Source organism: Flagellimonas nanhaiensis (assembly GCF_003382275.1).
Lineage (GTDB): Bacteria > Bacteroidota > Bacteroidia > Flavobacteriales > Flavobacteriaceae > Flagellimonas > Flagellimonas nanhaiensis.
On sequence record NZ_QTJX01000003.1, the window covers coordinates 222,086 to 245,060 of the forward strand.

Consider the following 22,975-nt stretch of genomic DNA (forward strand, 5'->3'; position numbering starts at 1 on the left):
TTAAAACTAAATAATCAATAAGATGAAGAAAATTTTAAAATGGGTCGGACTTGGAGTACTAGTATTTGGTGCTTTGTGGGCTGCTACATTTTTTATAAAGTCCAATAGCAAATCCGCAATTGAATACGAAACCCATAAACCTTTCATTTCCAATATTGAAAAGAAAACTGTGGCCACTGGGAAGGTGATTCCTGAAGATGAAGTGGAAATCAAGCCACAAATTTCTGGGATTATCGACAAAATTTATTTGGAAGAGGGCAACCCGGTCAATGCTGGCGATTTGATTGCAGTGATCAAAGTGGTTCCCAATGAACAAGCATTAAATCAAGCAAGAGGTCGTGTGAGCAATGCAGAAATAGCATTGAACAACACTAAAATTGAGTACGATCGTAACAAGGCCCTTTTTGATAAAGGCGTTATCTCCAGCCAGGATTTCAACAATTTACAATTACAGTACGATCAGGCCATTCAAGAATTGAAAAATGCACGAGCGGACTATCAAATTATTCGCGTTGGTTCTGCTGGCGGTTCTTCTTCGGCCAATACCAACATTAGAGCTACGGTAGCAGGAACCATTTTGGAAATTCCTGTTGAGGAAGGAGATCAGGTCATCCAAAGTAACAATTTCAATGATGGTACCACAATTGCCTCCATTGCAGATCTAGGTAAAATGATCTTTGAAGGAAAGGTGGACGAAGGTGAGGTAGGGAAATTGGAAATAGGAATGCCACTAAAGATCAGTTTGGGAGCCATCGAAGACAAAGAATTCAATGCCGAACTGAAGTTCATCGCCCCAAAAGGAGTAGAAGAGTCAGGAGCAGTACAATTTAAAATAGAGGGCGATGTGTCCGTAGAGGATGATTTTCTGATCAGAGCAGGGTACAGTGCCAATGCTTCCTTGGTTCTTGAGAAAAAGGACAGTATACTGGTAATTCCTGAAGCATTGCTTCAATTTGATAAGGAAACGGACAAACCTTATGTAGAGGTTTCCATTGGAGAGCAGGAGTTTGAACGAAGAGATGTGGAAATAGGAATTTCTGATGGAATCAATGTGGAAATTGTTTCTGGTTTAGATGAAAATGATGAGGTAAAACAATGGAACAAAACAGAACCCATAAAAAAAGGTCTAGAGGAAGGTGAGGAAGAATCAGACGAGGATGCCTAATCTAATAACAACCAAAATCAAAAAACGAATGAAAAGTAGAATAATCGCAATCTTGTTGTTGCTATTCGCGGCACATACATCCTTTGGGCAAATGAAGAAATGGACGCTACAGGAATGTGTGCAATATGCGGTGGATAACAACCTGACCATTAAACAGTTTGAGCTCGATTTGGAGAATGCCAAAATTGATGAATCTGATGCCATCGGAGCACTTATTCCAAATTTGAATGGTACCACAACAATTTCCTCAAATACTGGTCTGTCGTTTAACCCGGCAACCAACGAGCCAACCACCAACACCATTTTTAACGTTAATGCCAATGTGTCTTCAAATGTGGTTTTGTTTGATGGACTCCGAAATTTTAAAAGGATTCAAAGAGCAAGATTGAATGGAATTGCCAACCAATATCGGGTAGATGATATAAAAGACGATATTAGGTTGAATGTGGCCAATGCTTACCTTCAGGTGTTATCCAACAAAGAAACCTTGAAGACTTTTAGAGCTCAGTTGGCCGTTACCGAGCAGGATTTAAAACGTACCAAGGAATTGGTGGAATCCGGGGTTTCACCACGAGGGGATTTGTTGGAAATTGAAGCAACAGCGGCCAATCAAGAGCAGCAGGTGGTCAATGGGGAGAGCTTGGTGCTTATCTCAAAGATCAATCTTGCCCAATTGCTGCAGATTACCGATTATGAGAATTTCGATATCGCTGAAGAATCCTTTGATATTCCAATCTCTGATATCCTATCCAATTCACCAAAGGTGATTTTTGACAAAGCCCTTACTTTTAGAAATGACATTAAATTTTCTGAAAGCAATGTGGAGCTGTCCGAAAAGGATTTGGAAATAGCAAAGGGTGCGCGTTACCCAACACTAGCTGGATTTTTTAACTATAACACCAGATACTCTGATCAAAACAACATATTTGGTAACTTTTTTGACCAGCTCTACATTTTTGATGGTATCTCTTACGGAGTTCAGGTAAGCGTGCCTATTTTTAATGGATGGAGCACCAGAAACAACGTAAAACGTGCTAAGATCAACGTGGACATTTCAAGAGTACAATTAGAGCAACAGAAGCTTGAGTTGGAAACAAACATTAACCAAGCGTATGTTGATGTTACTTCTTTCTTTAAAGCCTACGAAGCCGCTGAAAAAACATTGGAAGCAAGACGGTTGGCTTACGATTATGCCAGGGAACGATTTGATGTCGGTCTAATGAATGCTTTTGATTTTAGTCAGGCCCAATCCAGACTGGACAACGCCGAGGCCGATGTGATCAGGACCAAGTATGACTATATTTTTAGATTGAAAATATTGGAGTTCTACTTCGGTATTCCAATAACCTTAAACTAGCGTATATTTGTGGCCGCTATGGCCAAGATACTCAATCTAGAAACCGCAACGACCAATTGTTCCGTTAGTATTTCCAACGGTACAGAAATCGTTGCCATAAAGGAAAACAATTCGTTGAACTATTCGCATGCAGAACAGCTGCATGTATTCATAAAAGAAGCCTTGGATGAGGCTTCTTTGCGTTTTTCGGATTTGGATGCCATGGCAATCAGTAAAGGTCCAGGGTCTTATACCGGGTTGAGAATAGGTGTTTCTGCTGCAAAAGGCCTTTGTTTTTCGTTGGATTTACCCTTGATTTCCGTTCCAACATTGCAAAGTATGGCATATCAGGCCAATGCTGGAGAGGGAGAAATCATTATTCCTGTTCTGGATGCACGAAGGATGGAGGTATATTCCGCAGTATTTGATTCAGATTACCACGAAATAAGGGGGACAAGAGCCGAGATCATAGATGAAAACGCTTTTTCTGAATATGTTGCCAAACAAAAGGTGCACATTGTTGGAAGTGGAGCCGCAAAGTGCAAAGAAGTTCTAGAGCATTCCAATTTTCATTTTGATAATTCGGTGTTGCCATCTTCCAGACAGATGGCCATTTTGTCCCATGAAAAATATCAGGCAGGTCAATTTGAGGATGTTGCCTATTTTGAACCTTATTATTTAAAGGATTTTGTAGTGCACACCAAGAAGAAGGACTAATCCCCATCCATGCTGTGAATAACACGCTGTGGGAAGGGAATTTCAATCCCAGCATTATCAAAACGTAGTTTTGTTTCTTCAATTACATAAAAGTGAGACGCCCAGAAAACTTCATTTTTGGCCCAAAAACGAAGTGTAAGATTTACAGAGCTGTCCCCAAGTTGACCTACATATACCTCTGGAGCTGGATCGGTAAGTATGTCGGGGTAGTCCGCACAGATTTTTAGTAAAATGTCTTTGGCCTCTTTAATATTGGAGCCATATCCTATGCCAATATCAAATTTGTCCCTTCGGGTATCTTCCATGTTATAGTTGACAATGCTCCCGTTTGAAAGCTGTCCGTTGGGGATTATGGCCACTTGGTTGCCAAAAGTGTTGAGTTTGGTACTAAAAATAGAAATCTCCTTAACACTGCCCTCGACCCCTTGGGCCGATATCCAGTCCCCAATCTTGAATGGTTTGAATATGAGGATCAATACCCCGCCTGCAAAATTGGCCAGCGAACCTTGAAGGGCCAATCCTATGGCAAGTCCGGCCGCACCGATCATGGCCACTAGTGAAGAGGTCTTTACTCCGAGTTGGGTTACCACTAAAACGAACAAAAGTACCTTTAGCGCAATGCTAATAAAGCTTTGAAGGAACGTTTCCAGAGTTTCGTCGTAGTCCTTGCGGTCAAAAAACCTTCTTACAATACGGTTTATAAAACGTATTACCCAAAGCCCAACTACAAAAATAATTATGGCCAATATAAGGTGGGGCAGCATGTTTATAAGCCAGTCTATGCTTTTATCAATGTATTCTTGATAACCTTCCAACTCTTCCATAACTAATATGTTTTTAAAAGATGATGTTAAATGTAGTTCCTTGTTGGTTTAAAAGCGACCAAAACTTGGTTATTTGAAGGATTTAATTTGTTTTAAAGCATCCTGGGAAGTAGTTACGGGGAGTTTGCACGTTCCCTCAATACATACATACACAAAAGTTTCCCCTTCAACGTACCTGTTCTGCAAAAGTTCAATACTGCCATCTTTTTTGGATCCAGTTAGAATACTATTGGGAAGGTAGTTTCCACTGATTTCCTTTCCTAAGGTTTTAAAATCATCTCCAAGGATGGCTATTTCATAAAAATTCTGGTTTTCATAAAGTACCAGGTTCAACCAGTTGGCATAGCCCTGCGCTGTTTCATCAAAATTTTCCTGTACGTTTTTGAGCATTTGTTTGGCAATGTCCCCATATCCTTCCTGTGGAAAAAGTTTGTGGAATTTCAACAAGTTTTTGCCCATGATGGAATTGGAAGCCGAAATGACATTGTCATTGACCTCTATGCTCCTTCGTATTAATGAGTGGTCTTCATCTGAAGTGAAGAAGAACATACCTGAATCCTTGTCCAAAAAGTGTTTTTGAGTGTAATCCAACAAAGATTTGGCGTGATTCAACCACTTTTCGTCAAAAGTTACTTCGTAAAGCGCCAAATATGCTTCAATTACCGTAGCATAATCTTCAAGAAAAGCGTTGATGGTACTCTCACCTTCTTTATGGTTACGGAAAAGGGAATAATCCTTTTTAAGCATTTCCTTTTCAATAAATTTAGCATTGGCCAAGGCTAAATCTAGATACTCTTGATTGCCCAAATATCGATAAGCATCTACAAGGCCTGAAAGCATCAATCCGTTCCAAGAGGTAAGGATTTTATCATCTAATCTTGGTTTGTTACGTTTTGCTCTTTCTTTTTTGAGCAAGCTGAGCGCTTCGTTCATTTTTTCTTTCAACACTGGAACGGAGAGATTGTGTTTCTCAGCAATTTCCGCATCATCCTTATCCCGAATAAGAACATAATTGCCTTTTTCCCAAAGGCCGTAGGAATTAATGTTGTAGTAATCTTTGAAAACTTCAAAGTCACTTCCCAACAATTGTTCGAGCTCCTCTTTTGTCCATACATAGTAGGCCCCTTCTTCAAGTTCCCCATTTTCATCCAGGCTATCTGCATCCAATGAAGAATAGAACCCTCCATTTTTATCTAGAAGCTCTTCTTGCACAAAAGCAATGGTCTCCTCGACTACTTCTTTGTACAATTCGTTTTTGGTAACGGCATAGGCTTTGGCATATAAACTCGCCAATTGTCCGTTATCGTATAGCATTTTTTCAAAATGGGGGACATGCCATTTAGTGTCAACGGCATACCTGGAGAAACCTCCGCCAACATGATCGTAGACCCCGCCAAAGGCCATCCTCCTTAACGTAACGTTTACTTGCTCCAGGAGCTCCGGTTTGGAATTTGCAGTGGCATAGTGCAAGAGAAAATCCCAATTGTTGGGCATCATGAACTTTGGTGCACGTTTGTATCCTCCCAAGAAATTATCAAAATGTTGCGACCATTTAGCTACAGCTCCATCCAACTGATCTAGATTGTAAATGTCCGAGTCCCCCTTGTTCTCTACCAGATTTATAGCATTGATTCCATTGGAAAGGTCTGCTGCATATTGGACTACCCTTTGCTTGTCTTCTTTGTAGAGTTTGGTGAGCTGCTCCAAGGATTTTATCCAGTTTTCCTTTGGAACGTAGGTCGCTCCCCAGAAAGGTCTTCCATCTGGCAAAGCCACAATGTTCAATGGCCATCCTCCGTTTCCGGATATCATCTGAATGGCATCCATATAGATTTGGTCTACATCCGGCCTTTCTTCCCTGTCTATTTTTATGTTGATGAAGTTTTCATTCATCATTTGGGCAACGGCCTCATCTTCAAAACATTCTTCTTCCATAACGTGGCACCAGTGACATGCGGCATACCCAATGCTTATGAGCAGTGGTTTGTCCTCTTTTTGGGCGCGTTCCAATACTTCAGGTTTCCAGGCTTCCCAATTTACCGGATTATGTGCATGTTGCAGGAGGTAGGGGCTGGTTTCGTGAATAAGGGCATTGGTGTATTTGTGGCTCACTTTGTTTGTTTTTTGGGTACATCCATGTGTTAGAAACAACAGAATTGTTACGAAGGTGATTTTTTTGAGCATGTCTACTTTTTTGAACATAAAAAAAGCGCCAAATAGAGGCGCATTTTTAGGTGGCCTGCTAAAAGATTATTTTACCTCAAAGGTAATTTTAACATTGACTCTATAGTCGTCAATTTTTCCATCCTTAACAGATGCACTTTGCTCGTTAATATATACCGAGCGAATATTCTTTACAGATTTGGAAGCTTGTTCCAAAGCGTTTTTTGCGGCTTGTTCCCAGCTTTCGTCTGAGTTTGCCAATACTTCAATTACTTTTAATACTACCATGGTTAATGTTTTAAAAATTCCATTCAATTTAGGAAAAAAAGGCGCAATGACCGAATGATATGCTGAAAATCAACCATTGATGGCAACCACCTCGTTTACCTTATCTCCCATCATGTTTTTAAGCATGGTCTCAATACCATTTTTAAGCGTAAAAGTAGATGACGGACAGCCACTACAGGCTCCTTGAAGGACCACATTAACGGTGCCACTTTCCTTTTCGTAGGATTGGAACATGATATTGCCTCCATCACTGGCAACCGCTGGCTTCACGTATTCTTCTAAAATGTCAATTATTTGTTGGGAAGTTTCGTCCAGATTTACATTGCCGACGGTTTCAGAAGCCTCTTCACGTGCTTTTTCAATGGCGGTTTCCGATACAACCTGTTTTCCATCGGCCAAAAAGTCGCGTATAAACTCCCTTAACTGCATGGTGATTTCTTCCCATTCTGCAACATCGAATTTGGAAATGGAAACATAGTTTTCATCAAAAAACACTTCCTTGACAAAAGGGAAATGGAAAAGCTCCATAGCCAAAGGAGACTCCTTGGCATCATCAATGTTCTTGAATTCATAGCTGGTGGGAACAATTCGTTTATTGGCTACAAACTTCATTACTCCGGGATTTGGAGTTACCTCTGCGTATACGGTTATGGGCTGCTTTTTTTGCGTGGATTCCTCATTTACTATGGGTTCTCCAGCATTTAAATACTCTACCAACTGTTGGGCCACTTCGTCTTTAACATCATCCCATTCTACAATGTCAAAACGCTCCATGGCTATGAAATTTCCGGAGATATAAACAGTTTTGATGAAGGGTAGGTAGAACAATTGCTGGGCCAATGGGGAATCCTTGGCTTCATCAATGTTTTTATATTCATAGTTTCCCTTTACCAAAAAATTATTGGCCTCAAATTTTAGTATTTTCGAGTTGTTGGTAGATGCAACCGTAATGTTGTATTCTTTCATGGCAAATATTTTGACAAAAATACCAATAGTATGGTTGAGGAACAAAATATAATAATGTACCTCTTCGACCGTTATCTTAGTGTTTGATTGTCTTAAAAATCTAAACTTAAGCCCAAAATCGTCACATGAGACGCTATATAACCTCACTCATCATAACCCTAATCTTTGGGCTGACCTGTAAGGCTCAAGAAGGAATACCCGTATATTTTGATTATTTGGCAGATAACTATTATCTCGTATACCCCTCTATGGCCGGTATAAGCGAAGGAGGTAAAATACGTCTTACTGCCAGAAAACAATGGTTTGATGTTGATGAGGCCCCTAGTTTACAGACTTTGAACGCCAATTTTAGGGTAGGTGAACGAAGCGGAGTTGGAGCAATATTGTTCAATGATGCCAATGGGTATCATTCCCAGACCGGTTTTAAGGGGACTTATGCCCACCATTTGCAGCTGGGAGGTGATTTTAGGACACTTAATCAAATCTCCTTTGGTTTAAGCGGGACAATCTTGCTGAGTAGCCTAGATGAAACAGAGTTTAGGTCGGTACTCCCTGACCCTGCTATTTCCGGTACCAAGATTACAGCCTCTTATTTTAATGTGGATTTGGGTGTTTCATATAGTTTTATGGAGTTTTATGCCCATGCGGCTATCTTGAATGTTTTGGAAACATCCAGGGATTTATATCGAAGGGGTAGAACAGACGACCCCGATAATTTAGGGGTACCCAGAGTTGACAATTTACGTAGGTATTTGTTGTCCGCTGGATACGTTTTTGGAAGAAATACCCGGATAGAGCCTTCTGTACTTTTTCAGATGACCGATTTCACCAAGGAGAAGACCATTGACATAAACGCGAAGGTTTACAAGGATTTAAATGATGATACAACGCTTTGGGGCGGACTTTCCTATAGGAGAAGTTTTGATGGGGCGCAATTCATAAACAATGGGGGTTTTGGTGAACAGCGACTACAGCTTTTCACACCTATTGTTGGTGTCAATTACAAGAGGTTTTTGTTCTCCTATAATTATTCCTATCAGTCGGGGGATATTCGTTTTGACAATGGCGGTTTTCATCAGATTACCTTGGGTTACGACTTTGGTGAAACGGACCAAGGCAAACGCTATGATTGTTACTGCCCTGCGGCCAATAATTAAAATGGCCCGTTGTTTCCAACGGGACCACTTTTCCAAACAATAAAACAAGCGTCTAATCCCACTTATAATTCTTTTTGGAGGCTTGGGTTTTTATAGCCGATAATAGTGCATTCTCCAACTCACCCTTTTCTTCTTTTTGGTTTTTGGCGATGAAGGCCTCTCGTTTAGCATTAAGTTCTTGAATCTGTTCTTGTATTTTTTTTCGTTCAGATTTCTTTTCTTTCACATAGTTTTTGATTTCTTCCTCAGATTTTCCTTGGAGCTCTGTTGGAAGATCTTTTTCCTTTATTTCTTCAAGGACGCTCTCGTCATCTTCAACTGCATCTACTAAATCCCATTGCGAGTTTTTATACAATCTTGAGCTCTTACTCACTGACCTTTTTACCGCAACCGCTGCTTCCATCTCAGCTGCATTGTTATCCTGTGCACTTTGAAGCATTTTCTTTTGCCTACCCAAAGACCCGTAGGAAATATAAGTGTTGTTCAACTTTGAATTAAGTTGAATGATGATATCATCATATGGAGTGTCAATATGTACCACCTGTCTGTTGTGGTCTATGGCCATATATTCTCCTCCGGTGATTGCCGCACCGTTTTTCCACATGGTGGAAATACCTTGTTGGTAATTGCCACAGAAAATGGTGTTCACAATAACATCTTTTTCCTTGGCCTGGGAGGCAGCATCCTTATAATTTAATTTGCCTTGGGTGAAAGGCTCGTTACCGGCAATAAAAATCATTTTAAGGTCATCGGCATTTTTACCCCAATCTAGTTGCTTTAAAGAAGTTTGAATTACCTGCCCACAATACTCTTCTCCTCCATTTGTGGTCAGAGAAAATAGTTTTTCAGATATTTCATCCAAGTCATTGCTAAATCCAATTACTTGCCTGATATATCCTTCATTTGAAGAAAGGTTATCGTTTCCATACTCATATAGGGCAATTTTAAGGGAAGGTCTTGTATCGTTTCCGCACTTGGCATGGGTAAATTCATTTACAATATCCCATAACTGTGCCTTAGCCTGATTGATAAGTCCATCCATACTGTTACTGGTATCCAGCAATAAGGCAATTTTCACATATTGTTTGGCGGGCTTTTCCATAGTTGTAAGAAGAGCTGTTGTCTGTGATTCTTTTGCTTTTAGATTGTAACCATAAATGGCTCCAATTGTCAAGGTAAAAAATGTTATTCCTAAAAAGTGTTTCAAATATTTCATAGTTCAATGATTTTAAAAGTCGGGATAAAAGTAGGCTCAACTTTTTCGGATAAAAATCAAAAATGAGGGAAGTGTCCACTCCAATGAGTAAACCGTAGAGTTGTCTTTGTAAGGTGGTTCATTTTGGTTGTTTTTAAGGAGTTTTGACAGCTATCTCATTTTTTAAAACGCTTAGGATGAACTAAGTTTACCGTAGTATTATTTAACATGGGTCTAAAAAAGTATGTCATATTTCTTTTCATGATGCTTGCCTGCACGGGATGGTCGCAAGTAGGCAATACCACTGCACCATTTGAACTCAAAGGGTCTGTGAAGGGGAAGGAAAACTTTGAGCCCATTAAAGATGTCCAAATATCAACAGATAATGGAAGGTATACTACTACGGATGTTTTTGGGGAATTTAAGATTCAAGTGTCCTTAGGAGACATTCTCATTGTGGAAAGCCCCGATTTTGAAACGGTAAGACATCGCATAACTTCTGACGAGGATGTGGATATCTTGGTTATGGGATATGTTCCAAACAATTCCCCGAGAAAAGAAAAGAAAATAAGCTCAAGAAGTACGTTTGGTCACCAAAAATTCCTGGACTCTGCTAATTTTTACAAAAAAACGGATTTAGAGAAGAGTATCGATTTCATTGCAAAATCAATTGCCCCTCTTGGAAACCGAGGAAATAAAAAAGAGCTTTCCCTGTCCCTTACCACTTTAGGTGAGATCTACATGTACCACAAACAGTACGACCTGGCCATTGCAAATTACAAGGATGCCTTGGCTGCCAGGACTTCTAACCGAACAAAACTATTGTTGGGGAACACCTATATCTTAAACGGGGAATATAAGAATGCTGAAGAGGAGCTTTTACCATTGCTTAAGGAAAAACACATGGTTCCCTATCAAAGGGTAGAGCTTCATGAAAACCTGGGAGATGCCTACAAAGGCTTATCGGATTTAAAGAAAGCATTGGATTTTTACCAAGAAGGGCTGCAAATAGCCGAAAAGAATCAAATTTCACCCAAGGTCATTGATCTAAATTCAAAAATTGCTGACACATACGCCAGTGAGAACAGGGTTATTGAAGCTGAAGGATTTTATCAAAACTCACTGAGTCTTTCCAAGCAAGTGGCCCCACAGAGGCAAATACAAGAAAATGAAAAGGTGGCGGATTTCTACAATCAAAAAAATAGGTACGATGACGAAATCCAGTTGCGCAAACAAAGTTTGAACGAGCTTCAACAGTTACGGGATACGGATGAAAAAAAGGAACAGCCAAGTAGCTTTGGGCAACAAGACACAATTACTTCGCAGCGAATCAACTATAAAATAGCCAATGCGTACATAGCTCAAGATAGGTTGGATGAGGCCATTCCTTATTTGGAGAGAAGTATTGTTGAGGCAGATGAAGAGGATGATCTGGTGGTGCAAAAAGACGCTACGCGTAAACTTTCCGAAGTTTATCGGTACAAAGGTGATTTTTCAAAGGCACTGGAGTCTTATCAAGCTTACGTAACAGTGGTGGATAGTCTGTATGTTAGAAAGGAACAGGAAATAGGAAGAGCAGCTCGTCTTAATCGGGAAATTGCGAATAAACAGAACCGTATTGCCAGTTTGGAACAAGAACGGGAACTTTCTCAAAGCAAATACAGTCTGGCGGTAACAGAACAGCAATTGTTCCAGGAAACCAGCAAAAGGCAAAAATGGATTATTTATTCGCTGATATTTGGCATCATTTTAATGTCCCTGACCACATTTCTTTACTATCGGAGCAACAAACAGCAAAAATTGACCAATAATCTTCTTGCTTTGAGGTCGTTGCGCACCCAAATGAACCCGCATTTTATTTTTAATGCGTTGAATTCGGTAAATAATTTTATAGCCAGAAGCGATGAGCGCAGTGCAAATAGGTTTCTAAGTGATTTTTCTGTGTTGATGCGCAGTGTGCTTGAAAATTCTGAAGAAGACTTTATCCCACTTTCTAAGGAATTGGAATTATTGGAGCTATATGTGAAATTGGAGCATTCAAGGTTCTCTGATAAGTTTGATTATGATATCCAAGTGGATGAAAAAATAGATGTTGATGCATTCCAAATTCCCCCTATGCTGCTTCAACCTTATATAGAAAATGCTATATGGCACGGTTTACGCTACAAGGAAGAAAAGGGATTCCTGAAAATTGGGGTTCATCAAATAACCCATGATTTGTTGGAAATAACCATTGTTGACAACGGAATAGGCAGGAAAAAATCAGCAGAGTTAAAGACTTCCAATCAAAAGAAGCAGAAATCAAAAGGAATGGGGAACATCAAGAAACGTATCAAGATTCTTAATGAAATGTACAAGAATAAGGTAGAGGTTTCCATTTCAAACCTGAATGATGACCAAACAGGAACCAAAGTTTCCCTTAAACTTAAAAAAGACTGATGCAATTACAGGCAATCATAATAGAAGACGAAGCAAATAGTAGGGAAATCCTAAGAAATTATCTAGCTAAATATTGTGATGAGGTGAACCTTTTAGGTGAAGCGTCAAATATTAAGGAGGGTTTGGAATTGATTAGAAGATCAAACCTCGATTTGGTGTTTTTGGATGTAGAAATGCCGTTTGGTAATGCATTTGACTTATTGGATAAGATTCCCGACCGCACCTTTGAAACAGTTTTTGTGACGGCCTACAATCAATATGCAATGGATGCGCTGAACCATCATGCAGCCTACTATTTAATGAAGCCAATCAACATTGATGAATTGATTAAGGCGGTGGATTACGTCAAAGAGATTAAAACCAAAGAAAACGCGCTGGATGGTCAGGTATTGAGGGCAAATTCAATAAAAGCGGAAGGCAAGATAACCTTGCCACAACAAGATGGGTTTCAAGTTTTGGAAGTGGGGGATATCTATTTTTGCAAAGCGGATGACAATTACACCGAAATCTACTTGGAGCACAAAAAAATCTTGGTGAGTAAGACGCTCAAATATTTTGAAGATGTTCTAAAGCCTTACGCATTTGCCAGAATCCATAAATCCTATTTGGTAAATGTGGCGGAAGTTGTAAAGTACAAAAAAGGAAAGGGAGGCAGTGTAGTGCTTTCCAATGGAAAGGAACTCTCAGTTTCAGCCTCAAAAAAATCAACACTATTGTCTTATTTTCAATAAATCAACATAAATGATAATCAAACCCGTAAGAGGAAAGGCCCCAAAAATTGGAAAGGATTGCTATATCGCAGAAAATGCCACTATAGTTGGCGAAGTAGATATGGGAGACCAATGTAGTATATGGTTCAACGCCGTAGTTAGGGGAGATGTGCACTATATTAAAATGGGCGACAAGGTAAACGTTCAGGATGGAGCTGTAATACACTGTACCTATCAAAAATCACCCACAACTATTGGCAATAATGTTTCCATCGGACATAACGCAATAGTGCACGGATGCACCATAAAGGATAATGTATTGGTGGGAATGGGCAGCATCCTAATGGATGACTGTGTGGTGGAGTGCAATTCCATAATAGCAGCCGGGGCCGTAGTAACACAAGGCACCCATGTTGAAGCCGGAAGTATTTATGCCGGAATGCCAGCACGAAAAATAAAAGATGTAAGTCCAGAGTTGACCTCTGGGGAAATTGACCGTATTGCAAATAACTATGTAACTTACTCCAGTTGGTTTAAGGAGGATTAAAGAATCATCCCTATTTTAGCACCACTCAAAACCGAACTAGATGAAAGCATATATTTTTCCAGGACAAGGAGCACAATTTGTGGGAATGGGTTTAGATTTATATGAAAATCACCCTGAAGCCCAAGAACTGTTTGAACAAGCCAATGATATATTGGGATTCTCCATAACGGATGTTATGTTTGAGGGGACTCCGGAAGATTTAAAACAGACCAAGGTTACCCAACCTGCTATTTTCTTGCATTCTGTGATTCTCAGTAAAGTACTCGGAGATAATTTCAAGCCCGACATGGTTGCTGGACACTCCTTGGGGGAGTTTTCCGCATTGGTGGCCAATGGCACTCTTAATTTTGAGGACGGATTAAAACTGGTTTCCCAACGAGCTATGGCAATGCAAAAAGCATGTGAATTACAACCCAGTACCATGGCAGCAGTTTTGGGATTAGATGATGATATAGTGGAAAAAATCTGCGCTGAAACCGATGGAATTGTGGTTCCTGCCAATTATAACTGTCCAGGGCAATTGGTAATTTCAGGAGAAGTAGATGCCGTAAATCTCGCCTGTGAAAAATTAAAGGAAGCAGGAGCAAGAAGAGCTTTGTTGTTGCCAGTGGGAGGAGCTTTTCATTCGCCATTAATGGAACCTGCAAGAGAAGAGTTGGCCGCAGCTATTGAAAGTGCGGAATTCAATGCTCCTAGCTGTTCCATTTATCAAAATGTGACCACTACGGCGGTCTCTAATGCCGATGAAATTAAAAAGAACCTGATCCTTCAATTGACCGCTCCGGTAAAATGGACCCAGAGTATTCAACAAATGGTTAAAGATGGAGCAAAATCCTTTGTGGAAGTTGGTCCAGGTAAGGTGTTGCAAGGATTGGTTCGGAAGATAGAATCAGAGGTGGAAACAGCCTCGGCTGTCATTTAAAATAGGGCTTTTCCTACCGAAAAGGTATTTCACCCAAGAAACTAAGATTTAATCCGTAAAGTTGCGGGCATTCCTTTGTTTTTTAGTAATATTGACTTCTCCCAAATAACCAACCAATTGACAAAAAAGAACGACACTGAAAATTATAGAATAGGTAATGTTGCCCTTCCTTAAAAGAACCTCTCAAATGTCTTTTTCCAGCTATGGACAAGGAAGATTTCTGTTTTTTGTATTTGCATTTTTCGGTATTTATTTAGGATTTGGACAGATACCCTCGGGCTACAGTGTTACGATCGACCAGGACCCTATCAATGTGGGGAACCAGGGTGCGGTCGGCTTCACCTTTGCGGGAGCTGAGGTTGGCGCCACGTACTCCTATACCTTCAACAGTGACGGTGGGGGCACACCGGTCTCGGACACGGGGGTTATCGCCACTGCCACGGACAATATCACGGGGATCGACCTGAGCGGCCTCTTGGATGGTACGGTGACCTTGAGCGTCACCCTTGCCAATGGGGATGGCACGGGTGCTGCCGCCACGGACACCGCAACGAAGAACACTGCTGTTCCCTCGGGCTACAGTGTTACGATCGACCAGGACCCTATCAATGTGGGGAACCAGGGTGCGGTCGGCTTCACCTTTGCCGGATCAGAGGTGGGCTCGACCTATTCCTATACCTTCAGCAGTGATGGCGGGGGCACACCGGTCTCGGACACGGGGGTTATCGCCACTGCCACGGACAACATCACGGGGATCGATTTGAGCGGTCTCTTGGATGGCACGGTCACTTTGAGCGTCACCCTTGCCAATGCCAACGGTACGGGTGCTGCCGCCACTGACACCGCAACGAAGAACACCGCTGTTCCCTCGGGCTACAGTGTAACGATCGACCAGGACCCGATCAATCTGGGGAACCAGGGGTCCGTCGGCTTCACCTTTGCCGGAGCGGAGGTGGGCGCCACATATTCCTATACCTTCAACAGTGATGGCGGGGGCACACCGGTCTCGGACACGGGGGTTATCGCCACTGCCACGGACAACATCACGGGGATCGATTTGAGTGGTCTGGCCGATGGCACGGTCACTTTGAGCGTGACCCTTGCCAATGCCAATGGCACGGGTGCTGCTGCCACGGATACCGCGACCAAGGGCACCGCTGTTCCCTCGGGCTACAGTGTAACGATCGACCAGGACCCGATCAATCTGGGGAACCAGGGGGCGGTCGGCTTCACCTTTGCGGGAGCGGAGGTGGGCGCCACATACTCCTATACCTTCAACAGTGATGGCGGGGGCACACCGGTCTCGGACACGGGGGTTGTCGCCACCGCCACGGACAACATCACGGGAATCGACCTGAGCGGTCTCTTGGATGGCACGGTCACTTTGAGCGTTACCCTGACCAATGGGGATGGCACGGGTGCTGCCGCCACGGACACCGCAACGAAGAACACCGCTGTTCCCTCGGGCTACAGTGTGACGATCGACCAGGACCCGATCAATCTGGGGAACCAGGGGGCGGTCGGCTTCACCTTTGCCGGAGCAGAGGTGGGCTCGACCTATTCCTATACCTTCAGCAGTGACGGCGGGGGCACACCGGTCTCGGACACGGGATTGATCGCCATTGCCACGGACAACATCACGGGGATCGACCTGAGCGGTCTCTTGGATGGCACGGTCACTTTGAGCGTCACCCTTGCCAATGCCAACGGTACGGGTGCTGCCGCCACGGACACCGCAACGAAGAACACCGCTGTTCCCTCGGGCTATAGTGTGACGATCGACCAAGACCCTATCAATGCGGGGAACCAGGGCGCGGTCGGTTTCACCTTTGCGGGAGCTGAGGTTGGCGCCACGTACTCCTATACCTTCAGCAGTGACGGCGGGGGCATACCGGTCTCGGACACGGGGGTTATCGCCACTGCCACGGACAACATCACGGGGATCGACCTGAGCGGGCTTTCAAATGGAACGATTACACTTAGTGTAACGTTGAGCAATACCAATGGAACAGGAGGAGCTGTTACCGATACAGCTACTAAAAATACTTGTTTTGCCGGTACAATCCCGCCCGTTTTTGTTGGCGGTTCCGTAACCACATTTTGTGATTCTTTCACCCAGAATTTAGATGACTATACAAACAGTGTACCTCCGGTAGGAGCTGTTTTAAGATGGAGTACGAATCCAAATACTGCTGTAACGGGAGATTATTTGCCTACAAATACTGTAACTGTTCCAGATACTTATTACGGTTTTTTCTATGATGCGTTGAATAATTGTGCAAGCCCGACTTTAGAGGTTATTGTTGAACAGAATTTTACACCGAACCCTGGAGCTACCAATAATTTTGGAGTTTGCAACAATTCTTCTGATGGAAATACAACAGTAGATTTGGATGACAGGATTTCTGGAAATGATGCAGGAACATGGGCTTTAACAAATGCCCCAGGTGGAGCGTCTATCACGATTATAGGAACTGATGTGGATTTTGATGGACAACCCTTAGGGTTTTACACATTCACATATACCACTACAGGTGCTAGTTTGCCTTGTGTGAACCAGAGTGTTGATCTAACAATAACTGTAACAGATTGTTCTATTCCATGTAATGCTGGAAATACTGCCCCTGAACTGGAAACTCCGGGACCAATAGAGTTTTGTTTCACACAGCAGGAAATTGATGATGGTCAGCCGACAGCGGTTAATCTTAATGATTTTTTGACAGCTGGCAGCATAGCTCCGGCTGGAAGCGAATTGACCTGGAGTACGAATCCAGACCCTTTACAGGAGTTGGCTCATCGATCTAACTTTGTTAATGCGGAGGCACCTGGAATTTATTATGGTTTTTACTATGACGATGTTAATAATTGTGCAAGTCCAACATTAGAGGTAACCTTGCAAAGAAATATAACCCCCACTATCGATAGCACCTCTGGGGACACAAGATGTGGCGAAGGAACTTTGATATTGACCGCTTCTGTAAGTGATGGAAGTACATTGAATTGGTATGATAACCCAACGGGAGGACCAGTTAGGGGAACAGGAAGTAGCTTTCAGACATCAGTGATTTCAACCACAACTTCTTTTTATGTGGAGGCTACTGCCAATGGATGTACTACCGAGCGTATAGAGGTAGTGGCGACCGTTAATGCCGAGCCTTCTGCAGGAACACCAACCAACACATTCGCGTGTAATGTAACAGGCAACGGAGGTCCATCAGTAATTGATTTGGATACCACCTTGACCGGTCAAGACCCAGGTACGTGGACAATCATAACAGACCCATCAAATGGCAGTCTTACTATTGGAGCGGAAAACAATGTAGATTTTGAAGGCTTGCCAGGAGGAAGTTATGTATTTGAATATACGACAACAGGAGCAACGGCTCCGTGTACCAATAGTTCTGTACAAGTTACGATTTCAGTAAGTGATTGTATTGTGGACACAGACGGAGATGGCTTGACTGATGGGGAAGAAAATACTTTGGGAACTGACCCTAATGATCCTGATACAGATGGAGATGGATTGACCGATGGAGAGGAAGTGTTGGTAGTAGATGATTCCAGCACCACGGCAGTGCCTGAAGCGGCTACAGATCCATTAGATCCTTGCGACCCGTTCCTAACACCTTCTTGTAATCCCGACCCAATCGATTTGGCTATTACCAAGGAAGTTGATAATGATCAACCGTTACTAAATAGCAATATTACTTTTACAATCACTTTGGAGAACACTACTATGGACCGTGTTCTTGATATTGAAGTGAGTGATCTTCTTACTGAAGGGTTCCTGTACGTTTCCCATTCAACTGCAGAAGGTTCCTATGATGAAACTACTGGGATTTGGTCTTTGGATGAACTGACAGCGGAAGAAATCGTCACATTGGAAATAACCGTTTCGGTGACAGCTTCGGGCCAATTGCAAAATACAGCATCTATAACTTCATCATTCCCTACGGATGGAGTAGCTGTTAACAACACGGCTTCAGTTTCTGTCCAAGTAAACCGCAGTCAATGTGAAGACCCCGGTACCATTTGCAATATTTTCTCGCCAAATGGCGATGGGAAGAATGATAGATTGATATTGGTCGGACATAGTCAATTTCAGGCTAATAGGCTTGAGGTGTTCGATCGCTATGGAAATAGTGTATTTGAAATGGAAGGCTACGACAGTACTTGGGATGGTACAGGAAGCAATGGCGAACTTCCCAAAGGAACGTATTTTTATATCTTGGATCTAGATACCACGGATAACAGTGATAACGACGTAGTAAAAGGGTGGATTCAAATCATTAGATAAATAGAGAATGCCAGAGAATATCAGATTACGGAACTTTGGAATAGCTTTGATTGCTATCATTGGTGGATTCTCTTTTTCCAATGCCCAAAAAGAACCCCAGTACACCCAGTACATGTACAATATAGGTAGTTTTAATCCAGCTTATGTAGGCACCGTGGAAAGTGCGGAGGCGGCAGGATTGTACCGCGCTCAATGGATAGATATTCCGGGAGCTCCCACAACCTTGCGGTTCGGTGCCAACATTCCCTTTGGGGATGACAAGATGGGGTTGGGACTCAATGTGGTCAATGATGAATTGGGACCTTCCAATCAAACTTATCTGGATGTATCCTATTCGTATCAAATTAGCCTATCGGACAATACAAAATTATCCTTTGGATTATCAGCAGGAGGCTCCTTGTTAAGTTTGGACTATTCTGAGGGGTCATTTGTAGATCCATCGGACCCATCTATTTTAGGAGAGAATCTCAGTAACTTTTACCCAACCGTTGGAGCAGGCTTGTTCTTATATGGAGAGGAGGATTGGTACCTTGGGGTCTCTGTGCCCAATTTTCTGACCAATGGATTGTATAATGACGAAGTGGCCACCATTGTTGAGGACAATATGCAGTTTAATGCGATAGGAGGGTATGTGTTCCAAATTGCGGATAGAACCAAGTTTAAACCTGCTTTTTTGATTAACTACCTGACTGGTTCTCCAGTGAATGTCAATTTATCTGCCAATTTTCAATTTATTGATGCTTTGACCATTGGAGCATCATATAGATTTGATAATGCAGTGAGTGGCTTGGCAGGCTTTCAGATTTCCAATGGACTGTTCATTGGCTATTCCTACGATTACAACACCAATGGACTTAGTGAATATAGCGGAGGGTCTCATGAGGCCATTTTGAAATTCTATATTGGAAGGGGTGGTTTTGGATCTGGCAGTTCAAAAACAAAGACGAAAAAATTAAAAGGTAAGCCAAAACAAATAGATTCCCCAAGATTTTTCTAGTATGAACACAGTAAAAAAAGTACACTCTTTTTCATTGATATTCCTTATGGGAATGGTCTTCTGTTTTGCTCAAGGCAAAAGGTCTAGTGGAGATGATTACTTTTTTCAGTACCAATATCAAAGCGCCGTAAGAGCCTATGAGGCTGAGATGGTAAAAAATGCCTTGACCGATCAACAGTTATTGAACTTGGCGGATTCTTATTTTGAGACCAATAATTTTAATAAAGCTTCCGAAACGTATTTGGATTTGTTCAAAAAGGAAGTTGAAATGGGAACCCATCACTTCAACAAACTCTTGCAAAGCTTGGCAAAGACATCGGATAAAGAAAGGATGGATGCATTTTTGGCAACCATGTCTACCCAATTTCAAAGGGAGTTTTTGGAAAATTTTGAGTTCAACACCCAATTATTGGAGAATGGGAATATGAGGAAAGAAATGGACTTTCAAATCTTCAATCTTACCGGAAATAGTCCTCAATCAGATTTTGCGCCTTCATTTTACAGGGAAAAACTGTTGTTCTCCAGCGGAAGGACCTTGGATAAAAAGAGACGGTACGAACCTGCTGGGGAAGGCTATCTCAATATTTATGAAGCGAATTTGAGGCCCAATGGACAAGTGGTCAGTGCGCTACCATTTAAAGGTATTCCCAGTTCTAATTACCACAAGGCCACGCCATTTTATTCTGAAAGGTTGAACAGTGTCCTTTATGTGCTTTCCAATACAGAAGATGGTGAGCTGGCATTTGATGACAATGGAAAGAATGCACTATCCATTGGAATGCAGACAACAAATGGTGCGTTTAGACTGTTGTTGAAAGATTTAAGTACTTCCTTTTACTATCCATTTTATGATGAAGCTAGCGGGAAACTCTATTTTTCTGCCAATTTTGAAGATGGCTATGGGGGAACGGATATTTATTACGTCTATACCAATAATGGACAGATTATGTCTGCACCAATAAACTTGGGACCTAGGATTAATTCGCCTGGCAACGAGATTGCCCCCTTTGTTTTTGAAGACAGCTTCTATTTTTCTTCCGATGTTTTTTATGGGCTTGGCGGTATGGATATCTACAAATCCACTGTTCAAGGAGAAAGTTTTAGTATTCCCATTAATTTGGGGAATCAGATTAATTCTTCCGATGATGATTTTGGTCTGATCATACGAAACGAAGGAGAGGGGCTTTTGGGCTATTTTGCCTCAAACAGACCTGGAGGTAAGGGAGGAGATGACCTGTATGGGTTTAAAGTGAATGAAAAACCTGGACTGAGAACTTTGACCTTCAAAGGAAAAGTGGTAAAACCCTATGATAACTCTAGCACTGTGGACAGGGCCGCCGTAAGATTGTGGAGCTCCAATGGTACTATGTTGGCGGAAACCTATTCTGATGACAAAGGCAATTATAGAATGGAAATTCCTTGGGAGGAAGAAGTACTTTTGGAGTCATCCAAAGAACGGTTTTCGACCTTCTCCAAAAAATTGAGTTCGGAAGAACTGGAGGGTTTACAGAACTCCTCTTATGATATTGAAATTTCTTTATATGATGATTTGGTAGAGGAAAAAGAAGGACAAAAAGTGGTGAAGATGGGGAAATTCCTCTTTGGAAAGTCACAAACTGCCCTTACCGATGAGATCAAGAAGGAATTGGACAAAGTAGTCACCTTCGTTGAACAGTTTCCATCTGCCCAATTACGAATTGAGACCTATACCGATAGCAGAGGGGGGAGCAGTACCAATTTTAGATTGACCCAAAGTAGATCGGATGCCATAAAAAGATATCTGATACAACAGGGTGTTCCCAATACAAGCATTTTGTATTCTATTGGTTATGGCGAAGATAAGATCTTGAACAACTGTACCAATGGAGTATTCTGTCTAGAAGTACTGCATCAACAGAATCAAAGGTCTCTGGTGGTAGTGCTCAATGATAATGTACTCTTCAACTAGATTAGACAATTATTTCCCAACAATAGTACAGCGCAAAAAGGGAAAGAAACACAATACCTAAATAGGTCAAGATTTTAAGTCCCAGTTTTGGTCTATACGGTTCAGGGACATCCTTTCCAACAACGGTTTTCAGATTCATCCACCCAAGCAAGGGAGCAAAAACAAAGGAAACAAAAGTGGCCAAAGCCACAAGGTTGGCCATATTGGCGCTAAAGCGGTCTATTACCACCCAATTGACAAGGGCCATTAGAATAACGGTAACTGCAAACGTATTTTTGCCCTTAAATGCTTTTTGCGTGGGAAAGAGCTTTTCCAAAACATCAATACTTACTCTTGAGACTGCATCATGAGCGGTCATACACGTACTGAACATGGTGGTAAAGGCAGCTACGGCAATTAAGATATAGGCCCAATTTCCAATATGCACCGTGAAAAGAGATACCACCTGATCGGCAAATACAACGGCGCTGCCGCTGAGCTCCGTGCCAGTGCCATACAAGGTCATCCAGCCAATGATCATAAAGAAAACGGCAAGAAGCGCGGTTAGAAAATAGCCAACATTGAATTCTTGAAGCGCTAGTCCCAATGAAGGCTTGTTTTTCATGGTCTTGAGATTTTCAATGCTCCATAGACTTACCCAACCAGAGGCCTCAACCGCTGTCGGCATCCATCCCATTAGACCAATTAAGAAGAGGATGCCAGTTTCATTAAAAATTTCTGGTCGCTGGTAACTTTCAGAACCTGGAACCACACCTTTTTGAAGTACCATGACCGTGGTAATCAGTAAAGCCACAAACAAAATGGAAATGACCGCTTTAAGCGAATCTTCCAGGAATTGATATTTTCCAATGATGAGCAACAAGCTGATAAGTAAAAAAAGACATAAGGCAATCATACTGACACTCATGCCGGATATACCGAACAAGTTCATAAAAAGTCCCGCAGTGACCACATAGAGTGCGGCCAAAATAGTGAAAGTGGATATCAGGGTTACAAAAGCATAGATCCAGAGATATTTTTTTCCTAGATTCAAATACCCTTCCACTAAAGTTTTTTCAGTGACTGTAGTATAGCGGATTCCAAATTCAAAAAAAGGATATTTAAACAGATTGGCCAGTATTATGGGAATTACCATTACCCATCCATATTGTGCGCCGGCTTTTGTAGAAAGTACCAAGTGAGAGGTTCCAATGGCCATACTGGCAAATAATAACCCGGGACCAAGAACTTTGAGCAGAGTCTTTAGTTTTGTCATCGAAAATAAGAAGTACGTTGCCTAAAATAGTATATTTATTGCACTCCAA

17 protein-coding genes are annotated in these 22,975 nt (G+C 41.9%); 11 read left to right on the plus strand and 6 right to left on the minus strand.

The genetic code is table 11. The features are described from left to right. The first annotated feature begins 22 nt into the window (after positions 1–22). From DX873_RS13905 to tsaB, 3 genes are read left to right on the plus strand one after another with little or no spacing between them, the layout of a single operon-like run. Positions 23–1,165, plus strand: a complete 1,143-nt coding sequence (locus DX873_RS13905; protein WP_116185084.1) for an efflux RND transporter periplasmic adaptor subunit — start codon at positions 23–25, stop codon at positions 1,163–1,165. A gap of 28 nt (positions 1,166–1,193) precedes the next feature. Next, positions 1,194–2,522 (plus strand): TolC family protein, encoded by a 1,329-nt coding sequence (locus DX873_RS13910; protein WP_116185263.1) that lies wholly within the window; start codon positions 1,194–1,196, stop codon positions 2,520–2,522. 18 nt (positions 2,523–2,540) lie between these two features. Then, entirely contained in the window at positions 2,541–3,218 is a 678-nt protein-coding gene (tsaB, locus tag DX873_RS13915; protein ID WP_116185085.1) for a tRNA (adenosine(37)-N6)-threonylcarbamoyltransferase complex dimerization subunit type 1 TsaB, read from the plus strand. On the opposite strand, the gene DX873_RS13920 is transcribed toward tsaB, so the two are convergent. From DX873_RS13920 to DX873_RS13935, 4 genes are all read right to left on the minus strand, one after another. Further along, entirely contained in the window at positions 3,215–4,042 is an 828-nt protein-coding gene (locus tag DX873_RS13920) for a mechanosensitive ion channel family protein (protein WP_116185086.1), read from the minus strand. The genes tsaB and DX873_RS13920 overlap by 4 nt on opposite strands. Before the next feature lie 69 nt (positions 4,043–4,111). Beyond that, a complete protein-coding gene (locus DX873_RS13925; RefSeq protein ID WP_116185264.1) occupies positions 4,112–6,226 on the minus strand; it encodes a thioredoxin domain-containing protein in 2,115 nt (704 codons plus the stop codon). Between the two features lie 66 nt (positions 6,227–6,292). After that, positions 6,293–6,493 carry a dodecin family protein gene (locus DX873_RS13930; protein WP_116185265.1) on the minus strand — a complete coding sequence of 67 codons (201 nt, stop codon included), beginning with the start codon at positions 6,491–6,493 and terminating at the stop codon, positions 6,293–6,295. Between the two features lie 69 nt (positions 6,494–6,562). Next, the gene (locus tag DX873_RS13935) at positions 6,563–7,459 is read right to left on the minus strand and encodes a NifU family protein (RefSeq protein ID WP_116185087.1); all 897 of its coding nucleotides are present in this window, start codon (positions 7,457–7,459) and stop codon (positions 6,563–6,565) included. 125 nt (positions 7,460–7,584) lie between these two features. Between DX873_RS13935 and DX873_RS13940 the strand changes: the two genes are divergently transcribed. Then, positions 7,585–8,616 carry a PorP/SprF family type IX secretion system membrane protein gene (locus DX873_RS13940; RefSeq protein WP_116185088.1) on the plus strand — a complete coding sequence of 344 codons (1,032 nt, stop codon included), beginning with the start codon at positions 7,585–7,587 and terminating at the stop codon, positions 8,614–8,616. Between the two features lie 52 nt (positions 8,617–8,668). On the opposite strand, the gene DX873_RS13945 is transcribed toward DX873_RS13940, so the two are convergent. Continuing rightward, on the minus strand, positions 8,669–9,832 hold the full coding sequence (locus DX873_RS13945; protein WP_116185089.1) for a vWA domain-containing protein: 1,164 nt from the start codon (positions 9,830–9,832) through the stop codon (positions 8,669–8,671). A 240-nt stretch (positions 9,833–10,072) separates the two neighbouring features. On the opposite strand from DX873_RS13945, the gene DX873_RS13950 reads away from it, so the two are divergent. The 7 genes from DX873_RS13950 to DX873_RS13980 all read left to right on the plus strand — a co-directional run bounded on the left by DX873_RS13950 (position 10,073) and on the right by DX873_RS13980 (position 21,671). After that, on the plus strand, positions 10,073–12,250 hold the full coding sequence (locus DX873_RS13950) for a tetratricopeptide repeat-containing sensor histidine kinase (RefSeq protein ID WP_232520939.1): 2,178 nt from the start codon (positions 10,073–10,075) through the stop codon (positions 12,248–12,250). Beyond that, the gene (locus tag DX873_RS13955) at positions 12,250–12,981 is read left to right on the plus strand and encodes a LytR/AlgR family response regulator transcription factor (protein WP_116185091.1); all 732 of its coding nucleotides are present in this window, start codon (positions 12,250–12,252) and stop codon (positions 12,979–12,981) included. The genes DX873_RS13950 and DX873_RS13955 overlap by 1 nt, the downstream gene beginning before the upstream one ends. Positions 12,982–12,991: 10 nt before the next feature. Further along, entirely contained in the window at positions 12,992–13,507 is a 516-nt protein-coding gene (locus DX873_RS13960; protein ID WP_116185092.1) for a gamma carbonic anhydrase family protein, read from the plus strand. 40 nt (positions 13,508–13,547) lie between these two features. Then, complete coding sequence (gene fabD / locus DX873_RS13965) at positions 13,548–14,429, plus strand: ACP S-malonyltransferase (RefSeq protein WP_116185093.1); 882 nt, start codon at positions 13,548–13,550, stop codon at positions 14,427–14,429. Positions 14,430–14,616: 187 nt separating this feature from the next. Next, a complete protein-coding gene (locus DX873_RS13970; protein ID WP_181899516.1) occupies positions 14,617–18,726 on the plus strand; it encodes a T9SS type B sorting domain-containing protein in 4,110 nt (1,369 codons plus the stop codon). Positions 18,727–18,733: 7 nt separating this feature from the next. Then, positions 18,734–19,723 carry a PorP/SprF family type IX secretion system membrane protein gene (locus tag DX873_RS13975; RefSeq protein WP_116185095.1) on the plus strand — a complete coding sequence of 330 codons (990 nt, stop codon included), beginning with the start codon at positions 18,734–18,736 and terminating at the stop codon, positions 19,721–19,723. Position 19,724: 1 nt separating this feature from the next. Then, positions 19,725–21,671 carry an OmpA family protein gene (locus DX873_RS13980; protein WP_116185096.1) on the plus strand — a complete coding sequence of 649 codons (1,947 nt, stop codon included), beginning with the start codon at positions 19,725–19,727 and terminating at the stop codon, positions 21,669–21,671. 1 nt (position 21,672) lies between these two features. Here the strand turns inward: DX873_RS13980 and DX873_RS13985 are convergent, their stop codons facing one another. Beyond that, positions 21,673–22,926: an NRAMP family divalent metal transporter gene (locus DX873_RS13985; protein ID WP_116185097.1), complete on the minus strand. Its 1,254-nt coding sequence runs from the start codon at positions 22,924–22,926 to the stop codon at positions 21,673–21,675. Between the last annotated feature and the right edge of the window lie 49 nt (positions 22,927–22,975).

Bases quoted from the DNA above. Each gene is read 5' to 3' on its own strand.
- DX873_RS13905 (WP_116185084.1), top strand. From the start codon at position 23: ATGAAGAAAATTTTAAAATGGGTCGGACTTGGAGTACTAGTATTTGGT.
- DX873_RS13910 (WP_116185263.1), top strand. From the start codon at position 1,194: ATGAAAAGTAGAATAATCGCAATCTTGTTGTTGCTATTCGCGGCACAT.
- tsaB (WP_116185085.1), top strand. From the start codon at position 2,541: ATGGCCAAGATACTCAATCTAGAAACCGCAACGACCAATTGTTCCGTT.
- DX873_RS13920 (WP_116185086.1), bottom strand. From the start codon at position 4,042: ATGGAAGAGTTGGAAGGTTATCAAGAATACATTGATAAAAGCATAGAC.
- DX873_RS13925 (WP_116185264.1), bottom strand. From the start codon at position 6,226: ATGCTCAAAAAAATCACCTTCGTAACAATTCTGTTGTTTCTAACACAT.
- DX873_RS13930 (WP_116185265.1), bottom strand. From the start codon at position 6,493: ATGGTAGTATTAAAAGTAATTGAAGTATTGGCAAACTCAGACGAAAGC.
- DX873_RS13935 (WP_116185087.1), bottom strand. From the start codon at position 7,459: ATGAAAGAATACAACATTACGGTTGCATCTACCAACAACTCGAAAATA.
- DX873_RS13940 (WP_116185088.1), top strand. From the start codon at position 7,585: ATGAGACGCTATATAACCTCACTCATCATAACCCTAATCTTTGGGCTG.
- DX873_RS13945 (WP_116185089.1), bottom strand. From the start codon at position 9,832: ATGAAATATTTGAAACACTTTTTAGGAATAACATTTTTTACCTTGACA.
- DX873_RS13950 (WP_232520939.1), top strand. From the start codon at position 10,073: ATGATGCTTGCCTGCACGGGATGGTCGCAAGTAGGCAATACCACTGCA.
- DX873_RS13955 (WP_116185091.1), top strand. From the start codon at position 12,250: ATGCAATTACAGGCAATCATAATAGAAGACGAAGCAAATAGTAGGGAA.
- DX873_RS13960 (WP_116185092.1), top strand. From the start codon at position 12,992: ATGATAATCAAACCCGTAAGAGGAAAGGCCCCAAAAATTGGAAAGGAT.
- fabD (WP_116185093.1), top strand. From the start codon at position 13,548: ATGAAAGCATATATTTTTCCAGGACAAGGAGCACAATTTGTGGGAATG.
- DX873_RS13970 (WP_181899516.1), top strand. From the start codon at position 14,617: ATGTCTTTTTCCAGCTATGGACAAGGAAGATTTCTGTTTTTTGTATTT.
- DX873_RS13975 (WP_116185095.1), top strand. From the start codon at position 18,734: ATGCCAGAGAATATCAGATTACGGAACTTTGGAATAGCTTTGATTGCT.
- DX873_RS13980 (WP_116185096.1), top strand. From the start codon at position 19,725: ATGAACACAGTAAAAAAAGTACACTCTTTTTCATTGATATTCCTTATG.
- DX873_RS13985 (WP_116185097.1), bottom strand. From the start codon at position 22,926: ATGACAAAACTAAAGACTCTGCTCAAAGTTCTTGGTCCCGGGTTATTA.